General features: G+C 39.2%; 8 protein-coding genes and 1 pseudogene. 1 reads left to right on the forward strand and 8 read right to left on the reverse strand.

Annotated features, from left to right (window positions below; all coding sequences use genetic code 11):
* Positions 1-220: 220 nt before the first annotated feature.
* The 4 genes from ACEWFJ_RS02625 to ACEWFJ_RS02640 form a co-directional block, all read right to left on the reverse strand.
* Entirely contained in the window at positions 221-2,986 is a 2,766-nt protein-coding gene (locus ACEWFJ_RS02625) for a DEAD/DEAH box helicase (protein WP_473690257.1), read from the reverse strand.
* A complete protein-coding gene (locus ACEWFJ_RS02630; RefSeq protein ID WP_473690259.1) occupies positions 2,970-4,589 on the reverse strand; it encodes an SWIM zinc finger family protein in 1,620 nt (539 codons plus the stop codon). The genes ACEWFJ_RS02625 and ACEWFJ_RS02630 overlap by 17 nt, the downstream gene beginning before the upstream one ends.
* 217 nt (positions 4,590-4,806) lie before the next feature.
* On the reverse strand, positions 4,807-5,118 hold the full coding sequence (locus ACEWFJ_RS02635) for a DUF3910 family protein (protein WP_473690261.1): 312 nt from the start codon (positions 5,116-5,118) through the stop codon (positions 4,807-4,809).
* A gap of 235 nt (positions 5,119-5,353) precedes the next feature.
* The gene (locus ACEWFJ_RS02640) at positions 5,354-6,217 is read right to left on the reverse strand and encodes an SH3 domain-containing protein (RefSeq protein ID WP_440602900.1); all 864 of its coding nucleotides are present in this window, start codon (positions 6,215-6,217) and stop codon (positions 5,354-5,356) included.
* A gap of 632 nt (positions 6,218-6,849) precedes the next feature.
* Between ACEWFJ_RS02640 and ACEWFJ_RS02645 the strand changes: the two genes are divergently transcribed.
* Positions 6,850-6,984, forward strand: a complete 135-nt coding sequence (locus ACEWFJ_RS02645; protein ID WP_301287741.1) for a hypothetical protein — start codon at positions 6,850-6,852, stop codon at positions 6,982-6,984.
* Positions 6,985-7,321: 337 nt separating this feature from the next.
* On the opposite strand, the gene ACEWFJ_RS02650 is transcribed toward ACEWFJ_RS02645, so the two are convergent.
* From ACEWFJ_RS02650 to ACEWFJ_RS02665, 4 genes and pseudogenes are all read right to left on the reverse strand, one after another.
* Entirely contained in the window at positions 7,322-8,623 is a 1,302-nt protein-coding gene (locus ACEWFJ_RS02650; RefSeq protein WP_473690263.1) for a glycosyltransferase family 2 protein, read from the reverse strand.
* Positions 8,620-9,374: pseudogene (locus ACEWFJ_RS02655) on the reverse strand (GGDEF domain-containing protein). Before ACEWFJ_RS02655 ends, ACEWFJ_RS02650 begins: the two are co-directional and overlap by 4 nt.
* 216 nt (positions 9,375-9,590) lie before the next feature.
* Entirely contained in the window at positions 9,591-10,799 is a 1,209-nt protein-coding gene (locus ACEWFJ_RS02660; RefSeq protein ID WP_429720456.1) for a NupC/NupG family nucleoside CNT transporter, read from the reverse strand.
* Between the two features lie 307 nt (positions 10,800-11,106).
* Positions 11,107-12,639, reverse strand: a complete 1,533-nt coding sequence (locus ACEWFJ_RS02665; RefSeq protein ID WP_473690265.1) for a C40 family peptidase — start codon at positions 12,637-12,639, stop codon at positions 11,107-11,109.
* Positions 12,640-12,778 lie beyond the last annotated feature (139 nt).

Consider the following 12,778-nt stretch of genomic DNA (forward strand, 5'->3'; position numbering starts at 1 on the left):
TTTGATCAATCTTTTTTTCAAAATGGATTCTTCTGATTTGTCGTAAAATACGGGTTTGTGAGGTATTTTTGATTAAACTTTATTTTAAAGCAACATTTGACAACGTATGTATTACGCTATATTACATTGTATAATCAGGAGCGATTCCAAAAAAACTTCACGGCCTCTCCCAGGTAGAATATTGGGAGAGGCCGTGGTATACATACTTTTTAATTATTGTCTAATTGACGGATACACCTAGTAATTCTTTCAACTCATTTGTTGATAGCTCTGTGATCCAATTTTCACTTGTAATAATCGCATTATTGAGCGATTGTTTCCGCTCTAGCATTTGATCAATTTTTTCCTCAAGTGTTCCTGTTGTAATGAGTTTATGCACATGAACAAACCGCTTTTGACCGATTCGATAAGCACGGTCTGTTGCCTGATTTTCAACGGCAGGGTTCCACCAGCGGTCGTAATGAATAACATGGTTGGCTGCGGTTAAGTTCAGGCCTGTTCCTCCTGCTTTTAAAGAGAGAAGGAAAATACCATGTTGTCCGCTTTGGAACTGCTCAATCATTTTATCGCGTTCTTTCTTCGGCACACTGCCGTTTAAGAAGATGACGCGCTCTCCAAAATGCTCTTCTAACAATGTTTGTAGCATATTCCCCATTCGAATATATTGCGTAAAAATTAAACAGCTTTCTTGCTGGTCGCGTATGTTTTCCACGAGTTCTAATAATGTTTCTGTTTTCATAGAACGCTCAATTAAGTTTGCTGGTGTGTCTTCTTTTAAATAGAGAGCAGGATGATTACAAATTTGTTTTAGTTTATTTAACATGAGCAAAATAAATCCGCGGCGCTCAATCCCCGTTAATCCTTCTACATTCTTCAATGTATCTTGAACGAGTTGTTCATAGAGCGATGCTTGCTCTGCCGTTAACGAGCAGTACGCTTTTTGCTCTTGTTTATCTGGTAAGTTCAAGGCAACTGTCTTATCTTGCTTCGTACGGCGCAGTAAGAATGGTGCGATTAAACGTTGTACTTGCTGAATCTTTTTCTCATCGCGATCTTTTTCAATTGGTGTCACGAAGCGGCGCTGGAACTGCGGTAAACTGCCAAGATAGCCGTGATTCAGGAAATCAAAAATAGACCATAGTTCTGATAGACGATTTTCCATCGGTGTTCCTGTTAAAGCGATTTTATGATTCGCTCGTAAATTCCGAACCGCACGCGATTGCTTTGTATGCGGGTTTTTTATATTTTGCGCTTCGTCGAGAATAATCGCATCCCACAGCTGTGTGTTTAGTTCTTCTTCATCAAGCTGTGCAAGCGCATAGGATGTAAGAATCACATCGGCATCTTGCAGGAAGGCAGGCAAGTCTGCTCCCTTTGCCCGGTTGCCGCCGTAATGGAGCTTTACTTGTAAGCTCGGTGCAAAACGCTCAAATTCTTTTTGCCAGTTACCAAGGACTGATGTAGGCGCTACAATAAGCGCCGGGCCTGTTTTTAGGTTGTGTTGTTTTGTGTATAGTAAGTAAGTAATGGTTTGAATGCTTTTGCCGAGCCCCATATCATCGGCTAGCAACGCGCCAAATCCTAGCTCTCGTAAGTAGAGGAGCCACTCGACACCTTGCTGCTGGTATGGTCTTAATGTTGCTTGTAAGGAAGCCGGCACCTTGGCAGGTGGAATTTCTCCAATGTGCAGCAATCTTTCAAACAGTTTATCGTAATAATCATCGAATTCAAATTCCATATCTGCAAAAGGATTTTCTTCTTCGACTACTTCTGTTTCTGCACTTCGTAGTAACCGCTGCTGCACGACGTCTTTCATTTCAAGGCCGTACTTGTCTGCTTTCTTCATCAGCTTCTTCACTTCTTCGATAAATGCTGGATCAAGTCTCATCCATTGTCCATTTATGTGAATAAGACGTCTGTTTTGTTCAATGAGCGCGAGAAATTCGGCCTCTGATAAATCGATGCCGTTTGTAGAAATGCGCCAGTCAAAATCTACGAGCGTATTCATTCCAAAGAATGCCTGCCCTGTTTTCGCATTATGTTTCACTTGGACGCGCAGTTTTGGTTTATTTGCTTTTAAGTTTTGCCACCATGACGGCAGTAAAATATCAACACCAGCTGCCAATAATTCATTGCTGGCTTCTGTTAAAAAACGCCATGCTTCCGTTTCGTATAATTCGCTCCGAAATAGGTCTTCTTCCATTAACCAAGGTACGAGTTTGCCGAAACCTTCTTGCGTTTCGATAATACGTTCTTCATGGTTTATCCACCTTTTTGACAGCGAATCGGTGCCTGTATATACGGATATTCGCTGATTGCCGCGTTTTGGTGTTAGTATGGTTTCAAGCTTCCATGCTTCAAAATCATTCTCTGGTTCTTGTAATCGAAGCCCAATTGCAAATGGTAGATCATCCTCGATATAGCCAATTTTACGTAGCCAATCGTTTTCATGAATGGCTGTCTCAAGTTGCCGTTTCGTAAAGTCATAATGCTCATATAAGCGCTTCGCATCCTCCCATGCGTCGTCAGAGCGAGTATGATGCCGGAGTGTTTCATTAATCGCTTCTGAAAACAGCTTTTGCATCGTTTCATCCATTTCTTCTTCATGAGCGGTTTTCCAGGATGGATACTGGACCCAGTGTTTGATGTCTGGAAGAAAGTTTCCTGTTGTGTAAGCCTCCCAAGCCTGCTGAGCGACTGGCTTGAGTTCAGTAATGTTTGCGCTTGTTTGCAGCTTTGTAAATGAATTCACCGGCTTTTTGGCGATATATTCAAATGCTTGAGTAGCGCTCAAAATGATACCGCTTCGCTGTTCATATGTTCCTTCTTGCAAAAATGTTCCGTAGAAAGAAGTGGAGTGCCATGTGAACGCATGTTGTTTCCAACTGCTTAGAGGCAAGCTGCTGCCTGTTTCATCCTCTGCCCAAAGAAACCAGTTTTCTTTCATTCGTTCGAGCCGAATGGTAATGTCAATTTGTGTTGTCATGGATCAACTTTCCTTTCCGCAGTTCTTCTTGCAATGCCCGCAGCCGTGAGTGAGAGGAGGCAATCATTATAATGAAGTAATCCCATTCGTCTGTCCGTTTGAGCCTTTTGTAAAGTGTTCTCAATTTTTTTAAGTAGCGAATAGCTCTGCGATATGATTTTCGATTCTTTTCTTCAATGGCTTGCATTGCGGCATAATGATAGAGCGGAAGAGCAGCTTCTGGCGCTTCTTTTTCAATTTCTTTTAACGGTTCTTTTAACAATTCAATTGCTTCAAATCCATATAGTAAATGAAGTTCTGTCCATGTGTGATATTGCTTTTTAGCGAGCACATATTGCTCGTAGCTTACAAAACTATATGGCAATAATTCTTGAAGAACCATTTCATAGCCAGCTTGTTCGTTCGTATGCGTGGCATATGTTTCATACATCATCATAAATAAACGGACAACATCTTTCACAAAGTATGAATCGTGCTCGGCAGTTATCGTTTCTTTCACTCGTTTGTAAGTGAATGATAGCCATTGTTCTGCTCGCTCCCACTGCATGGAACTTAATAAATCTTCCAACCAGTCAAAGTAAAGTCCAACAACTTGTGGTGGCTGTGCTCTTAGTACATCCATTGCTTCTGCATCCTTTTTCTGTAGAAAGAGAAGGTGAGCGGATGCAAGTGCTTTTGATAAGGGATGAACCTTTGTTGCAATCCGCCGTTCTTCTTCTTGTATCCAAGCTTGCTCTGTGAAAAGCTCTCCCCATATGTGGCGATAAATAAAAAATCGCTCTTGTGTATAGGAAGAGGACGAGAAGAAGATTGTATGTAGCACTTCGGCAGTGTGCTGCAAAAATGGCGTAAGTACATCTGGAAGCGGCTCAGCTTTAAAATCCCTTACAATGCTTTCTATTTTATCAACAAAGAGCTGTACAATATTGATTGGTTTATGATAGGAATAGAGTTCATCTTCTTCAAATATTTGTATTTCCTCAAGCAGCTTTTGAAAAGAAAAGAGAGCTGCACTCAGTCTAAACAGTTCGTGAACAGCAACAATGCGCGGTGCTTTTCGTTCAATTTTCATATAAAAATCCATGAAAATGTTCATCAGAAAATACATTTGTTTGTATGATAGGCGCTTGTGTTCTTTTGCGAATGTATCGTACTCAGATTCAAAGTAGGCAAGCCAGCTTTTGTAATCTGTATCTTTAAAAGCTGTTGTTTGCAACATTTGCCGTGCTGTGCGAATAGGCGGGAGAGTAGGTTTACTTTTATTTTTAAATAAAGTTAGAATGTCTCCCACTTTCCCAAAGCTTGCGGCTGCATAGAGCAATACAGCGAGCATATGTTTACATTGAGTCGGTGAAAAGCAGTCGCAATAACTTTCCGACACGTTTCGAATAGGGATGTTTACACTAAAAATACCTCCATCGTTTTCAACTGTCCCCGATAATGTGTATCCATCAAAATCAACGTTATACACGAGGCCGCTACGGTAGAGCTGAAGTGCATCTGAAACTTGTTCTTTGTCAGATGCTTGCTGTGGATCCAGTCCTTTCAAAAATTCATTGGCGATTTCCATAATCTCATCTTTCGTAATTGAATGTTGCAGCATAACGTTCCTCCGCGCAAAAGATTTCCTTCTTATACATTATAAACACAATGAGTATAAAAATAGAAAAAAACAAGTTTTATATTAAAAATATTTGAAAATTATGGTAGAATATCACATTCGTTATGGTGATGGATCTGTGAAGTTTAAAGCTTTAGTAACGAGCATATTATTACAGTCACACTAGAAACACAGAATTAACGCAAAAAGACTATCTCTTTTACGAGGTAGTCTTTTGTTGTAATACGCTTTGTACGTAAGGATCTTGCAAAATCATTTCGATTAAAGGAATGGTTTTATTTCTGAAGTGGTGGCCAGTGTCAATCGGAAATGGCTTTTGTCCACCAGGTTTGACGCCATATTGCATAATTTTATACTGCACGTCCTCATCTTGCTGTAATACGATTAGCCTATAACGGTTATCGTCATGCTCTAATGAAAAATCAATTGCAGTCGCATTGTATGTGACATCGTCTTTATATATATATGGAGTGGGTGTGCCAATCCAGTCAACTTTTGCGTCTATATTCATACATGTGCCTCCTTTTCTTTCTATCCCGCACTAACGGGCAGTAATATCCCACCTCAAGAGTAAGAGAAAGCAAAGAAGATAGATGGGGGATAACTGCCCGTAAGAGCCCGATTGGTTCAACTAACCTTCTGGGAAAAAAACGCTCCCAGAAGGAAGTTTCACTTTATTATAAGCAAAATAAAAGCCAGCTCTCAACTGATGAGAGCTGGCTTTGTTCTTTTTATAGCAATAGCATTTAGTCTAAAATTTTCACTTTTACATGTTTGCGTCCCCATTGGTTTGCAGCGGCATCAGAGCCGACTAGGACGTCGATACGGTTTCCTTTAATTGCACCGCCAGTATCACCAGCAATTGCTTCTCCGTATCCTTCTACCCAGATCTTTGATCCAAGTGGAATCACTTTCGGGTCAACAGCAACCATTTTCATGTTTGGATTTGCTGTTAGGTCATGACCCATTGCAGTTAATACATGACCGCCATGTGTGCCGCCATTTTCGCTTGGGTCAGCTGTATAAGCAGTTGCTTCAACTGTTAGTTCACGGCCGCCAGCTGGTGCAGCTTTTGTTGGTGCAGCCTTTGTTTGTGTAGCAGTCTGCGTTGCTTGAGCTTGAGCTGGTTGTGCTTTTGCAGGAGCAGGTGCTTGTTCTTGTGCTGTCACAACAGGTGCAGTACCTGTTAAATAAGGAACATTTACATAAGCTGTCTTTCCGTTATATTCAAATTGTAACCAGCCGTTTTGAACTTGATGTGTCGTTTGAATGACATCATCTTTCTTTAATGTACCCAGAATTTCTGAGTTTGTGTTTGCATCAGCACGTACATTTAATACGTTTGCTGTTACATAATAGATGTTTTTCGTAAACTCGGAGCTTACGAATCCTTCTTTACCATTTAGGTTCACTTTTAGCCAACCGTTTTCTGTATTTTTAACATCTAATTTATAACCATCTAATACTTTACCTACAACTTTTGATTCAATAGTTGGGTTTTCTCGTACGTTTAGAACGTCTGCGTTAACAACTGTTTCTGCTTGTGCAGAAGAAGTGAAAATCCCAAGACCAAAAACTGCTGCTGTTGCTATACCAAGTAACTTTTTCATGAATAGCCTCCTATGCTTTTGTTTTCGTGTCCTCATTATAGCAACAGGTTTTCGGCGAAAATGGGAAATCACACAATTACAAACCATTCGTAACACTTCATTAATACTTTGTAATATAAAAAAATACATAAACAAACCGCTGTTTTCTTGAGTTTTAAGGGACTTCATTACATGTTGCAGGATTTAGGAGAGGGGAGTAAATATTTTAAGGGGGTTAATCGTGTTTCAGTAGTATTACAATAGTGTTATGAAAGGATTACTTCCGTTGAGTATTTTATTAATTTATTTCCAAAATAGTTATTTAAATATAAGTAGTTTATGTTATTTTTCACAAATTATAGCCCAGTTTTACGAAAAATCATCATACAATTGTTACAAAAAGAAGGGGTTGTCATAGAACAAATTTGTTCCTTTTCATCTCTGTAACATATCACAATGAATGAAATACGTATTATTTATTCCAGCAAGAGGGGAAAAAGAAACCGTCTAGTTAGGATGTTTTTCATTTTGTGTAATATTGACAAAAAAATGTCGAAAATGTGTTGTCACATCTTCCTAAATGTGCTATATTATTTCCTGTAAGCGATTTCAATTTAAGTTTTACGGCAACTAAGGGGAGGACATCCAGAGTAATGAAACGTTACGAACGAAAGTGGAAGCATATTTGTTTAAAGCGTGCTACGCACCGAGCAGTACATGAAAACGAAGAGCGAAAGATAGAAAAACCTACAAAAGAACCAGAAAAGCAATTGGTCGCACAAAAGTAGGATCCACTTTTGTCGTATATATAAGAAAGTGTTACGTTCGTTGGGGGATGGGCGTAAGAGTAACTTTCAACTAAGGGGTATTAGTTCAATATATAAGTTTACGGTTAAAATAAGCGCAGAGCATACGGCAGCTCTGCGCTTATTTTTTTCATATATATAGTAGAAACTCGTTTGAATCGTATCGCAAGGCATGCCCCTGCGATTCTGGGCACGCTAAGTAAGACCCTCACCTCAAGATTTAGAGAAAAGTGAAGAAGATAGGTGGGGGACAACTGCTGGCATGAGTCCGATTGGTTCTACTAACCATCAGTGGGGGACCACTGATGGAAGTTTCACTTTATTTATCCTTTTTAAATCGTACTGTTTTGTCCCAGCCGATGACTTGTTTTTTGCTTTTTGCACGTAAATATAGGATGAGACTTCGGATAAACAAGTATGTGAAGAGCTGGGCATATGTGAAATACATAATGACACTTATAAATATGTTTATCGGTGTGAATGTTTTTTCGACGCTTTGTGCACTGAATAGTTGAGATGTATATGTCACGTATGCAACATACCACATAAACATAAGTGGAATTGGGTATTGAATATGAAAGATACCGAGTAAGCCGATGATGAACCAAACGTTTGAAATGATGAGAAACAGCCAAAAGACAACATAGACCGATACTTGCTGTAAGGAGTGGACAAGAAGTTTTCCTTTGAAGAAATCAAAGGAAGAGAGCATGTTCTCTAAAATATATAAATTTCCTTGTAACCATCGTGTGCGCTGTTTAATCAATACTTTCAAATGTTCTGGCTCTTGTTCCCATGTAATAGACTCAGGTACAATCGGTAAGAGATAACCTTTATGAGTAATTCGAAGTGTGAGTTCGGCATCTTCTGCAATTGCATAAGGGTCATAGCCGCCGAGCTCTTCTAAAACAGAGCGGCGAAGAAGCATATTTGTCCCCGTTAAAGAACCTGTTTGGAATAAGAGCCAGCGCCCAGATTGCATAAGCAGTTGAAAAACTTGAAATTCAAGTGAAATCATGCGGGTAAGCCAGTTGTGTGTTTCGTTCATCGTTCGTACATGACCGACTGCTCCAACGGCATCTTCTACTGTTTCTGCATATTCCACAAGCATGCGAAGCGCATGAGGCTCTGGCTGGTTATCTGCATCGTACACGCAGAAGTATTTACCATCTGAAATGCTTAATCCATAGTTTAGAACGCGTGATTTTCCTTTCGGTTCTTCAGGCGGAACACGAATATGCCGAATATGTGTATAAGCTTGTTCAAAACTATCGACAATTTCTCCTGTTTCATCGTGTGAGTTATCATTTAATAAGTAAACCGTTAGTTGACCTGGATATTCAATGTTTGCCATCGCTTCTAACGTGTCTTTTATTACGATACCTTCGTTATAGGCAGGAATTAAAATATCAACGCTCGGATAATGAGAAAGCGTGCGATCTTTTCGTTTCCGATTGCGATGAATTAACCCGGCAATTGTTAAGAGAGAGTAATAAGCAAGCAAGCCGGAAAATAAAAATGCTGTAAAAATAAGAACATATTTGATCGAAAAGAAGATGCTAATCCAAAAAACAAGTATACAAAATAACATAAATAAAATAAGAAGAATGAGCGCCATCATAGTGAAGGTGACTCCTGTTTTCCAATCTGTTCTTGTTTCAGTTGAATTTGTTTAATCGCATCGTCGGTTAGCAATGTTTTCATCTTTTCTTGTAATCGGTTCATGACAATCTCTGTTCCTGCTGCATTTGTGTTTTGCAAGAGAATGACGAGTTTTTCATCATTATATTTTCCCACTAGGTCAAAATTATTGCGTACTGTTTTTAATAGAAGAAAGGCAACGCGATTCATCACGCTGCCGCGCGTATATTTACTGAAAGATGAAAAGTCAAAGTAGATAATAATTCCTGTTTCATCGCGTCGCTTCATCGCAGCTTCAAGTAATATGCCGCGATTTTCAAATTCTTGTTTTGTTAATAATTTTGTACCAGCTATATATTGTTCTAATTTTGTAAGCTGTTCTGTTAAACGTTTATTTTCGTGAACAACTTGTTTGAGTAAATAAGTTGAAATGTAAATAAGGAAGAAGTTAGAAGCTGCGAGAAAATGAAATATGATATAGCTGAGTTGTTCTGATGTGTTCCATAAGTATAACCATGCTTCATAAAATAAATAGAAAACAGAAAGAATGGTTCCGATAATAAAGAGTACAAAAGCTCGTTTATTGGGGATAAATAGGAATAACAAATGAACAGCCACATACATAATTGTAAAGATAAGAGCATATTTGTATTCGGTCATCTGTACTGTACTGAAATAAAAAGAATTTGTACAATCCATACTAATAATACTTCATAGGATGTACTTTTCATGGTAAACGCCCCCTAATGTAAATATCACAGGTTATTTGTAATATGTGTAATTAGAAGGAAGATGAATCAAGCGATTTAATCACACCGTATGTTTGAAGTGTAGAGTGCGACTTTTCATCATGATTAAAAGCTTGTTATACGATGAGCGAGGGATAAAAGGGAATTGTATATAAAAACCCCTCTTAAGTTAAAAACTTAAAAGGGGGTTTGGGTATATTAAAACATCATGCCCGCTACGGCAGCGTTTAAGAGATTAGCTAATGTACCAGCAATTACTGCTTTAATTCCCAATTTTGCAATTTGTTGACGGCGTGAAGGAGCAAGTGTACCTGTCACACCTAATTGAATTGCAATAGATGAGAAGTTTGCGAAGCCGCAAATTGCAAATGCTAAAATAATGTTTGTTTTTTCAGAAAGGTCTCCCATATGCTGAGCTAAATTTCCGTATGCAACGAATTCATTCACTGCAAGTTTCTGTCCGATGTAACCAGCTGCTTGAATTGCTTCATGCGGCGGAACCCCGATTAGTACAGCGAGTGGAGACAGGATGTAACCAAAAATTAGATCAAGGCTTAGTTTTATATCAAACCAAGAACCAATCCATCCTAGTAGACCGTTTAATACAGCGATTAACGCGATAAATGCCATAAGCATGGCTGCAACGTTAATAACAAGCTGCATCCCTTCAGATGCACCGCGTGCTGCTGCATCAATAACGTTTGCATCTGTACGCTCAGTAGAAAGCTTTACATCGTTATTTACTTTTTCCGTTTCCGGCATGATTAATTTTGCAATCAGTAAGCTTGAAGGTGCAGCCATAATAGCAGCTGCAAGTAAATGCTCAAGCGGAATTCCCATTGCCGCATAACCAACAAGAACAGAGCCGGCAACAGACGTCATACCGCTAACCATAATAGCGAAGAATTCACTATTTGTTACGCGATCTAAGTAAGGTTTAATTAAAATCGGTGCTTCCGATTGTCCTAAGAAAACAGTTGTAACAGCATTTAAGCTTTCTGTTTTTGAAGTTCCAAGAAGTTTGCTTAACCCGCCGCCAATAATTGAAATAAACCATTGCATGATACCAAAATAATATAATATAGCTACGAGTGCACTAATAAATACAATTGGAAGTAATGCTTGAATAATAAAGACGAAGCCCCAAGGACCTTTAGTGTTTGCTAGATCGCCCACAACGAATTTAATTCCTTCATATGAGAAATTAATAAGACTTTGTACACCACCAGCAGCATGTTTTAAAACAGCTTTTCCAGCGTCCCATCTTAATACGATGAAGGAGAAAGTGATCTGAATAGCTAGCGCAATTAAAATTGTACGCCAATTAATAGCTTTGCGGTTGGAAGACAATAAAACTGCAATTGCCAAAATTCCAAGCACGCCGCCAATTCCCCATAAAACATTCATGCTTGTAAAATCTCCTCTCTAAATTGACGAAACATTGCGAATAGTAGAATTGCTACGTTTCTCTGAAAATATTATCTTATGTAACTTATCACACCAGACATCAGAGGTCAAACGTCTACGGAAAAGTCAGAATAGGAAAACAATAAGAGGGATAACTGTCCATAAAAGCCCGATTGGTTTAACTAACCTTCTGGGAAAAAACGCTCCCAGAAGGAAGTTTCACTTTATATCATTTTTTCAAATTGTATTTATATATAATAAAACGAAAAGAGCCTTCTAGTAATCTAGAAGGCTCTAAAACTATCAATTAATAAGGCTTAGAATATCCTAAGAAATGACTGTTCCAATATGAGTTGTTTAATGAAGCTACTTTAACACCATTGTCACCGGCTTGAATAAATGTACCGCCGCCAAGGTAAATACCCATATGAGATGGACCAGATTTATATGTGTTTTGGAAGTAGATTAAGTCGCCTGGCTGTGGGTTAGATGTATGTTGGAAGCTGCCCCAATATCCAGCTACACTTGTACGACTGATTGAATAACCAAACTTCTTATATACGTGATAAATGAAACCACTGCAGTCAACGCCATTTGCAGAAGTGCCGCCCCATACGTATGGAACACCTTCCATTGATCTTGCGTATGAAAGTAGTGATGACATATCACCAGAGTTATTGCTTGTATTGTTGTTATTGCTTGTATTGTTGTTATTGTTATTGTTTCCATTATCCGGTTTTTCAGCTGGTTTAATTTCTTGTCCGCCGCTTACAGGTGTTTTAGATAAGTAGCGAGTGCCTACATATCCAGTGCGGCCATTATAGTTAATTTTGCTCCAGCCGTATTCGTCTGCAAGTACTTGTACTTTTTGTCCTTGTGGTAAGGCTCCGATTACACCGTAGTTTGAGCCAGCACCGCTGCGTACATTTAGTGCGCTTGCATTAACGTAATATTCTCCACTTCCTTGCGATGGAGTTTGGTCGCTTGTTGATGGCGGAGTAGGTGTAGAAGTGCCGTCTTTTACAAATTTCACAAATTCGCTGCTAACATAACCAATTTGTCCATTATGCTTCACTTTGAACCAGCCATTTTCAGCGCCAATAACGTTTAATTTTTGTCCGTTTAATACGCCGCCAATGATACTGTTGTATGTAGCTGGGCCTGTACGAACGCGTAAAGATGTTGCGTTTACAACGTAAGTACCGCCAGGTTGAACGGTAACATTGTTGTTATTATTTTGCTGTTGGTCATCCTGTGCAGCATCTGTATTAGAGCCGCCTTTTGTTACATAATCTTTGCTAATGTAAGCTGTTTGTCCGCTGTAGTTAATTTTGAACCAATCTTGTACTTCGCCAACGACTTGTACAACTTGTCCTTTATGTAGAGAACCTAACTGTGTATGTGATGTGCTAGGGCCTGTACGAACACGAAGGGAGGATACATTTACTGTATAGTTTCCACTTGCTGGTCGAACAGTTGTGTTATCGTTTGGTTTAGAAGCGGTATTCGTATTGCCCGCATTTACAAACTCACCGCTAACATAGCCGACTTTTCCATGGTGATTAATTTTATACCAGCCATTTTCTTGTCCAATTACGTTTAGTGTTTGTCCTTCGTATACGCGAGACATGATGGCATTAGAAGTGCCAGGACCCGTACGAACGCGTAATACGTCCGCGTTTACTGTGTACTTTGTTGTATTTTGTGATGTTGCTTGAGCCGTTTGAGCTGTTTTTGCTGCAGGTTGTTGTACGGTTTCAGCTGCCTGAACCGTATCCATTGTCGGCGCTACAGCACCTGCAACAGATACCGCAGCAAGACCGGCAAGATATTTTTTCATAGTTTGTCGATTCCTTTCTGCCTGTATTTTAAGGTAATGAAAAATTTACCAACTATAAAAATTCTAAGATGGTTGTCGATTGATGTCAATACTTATGAAGAAATCCGAATATCCTAAAAAGGGATAACAAAAAAAGAAA

This window comes from Bacillus sp. EA-CB0995 (assembly GCF_055814245.1).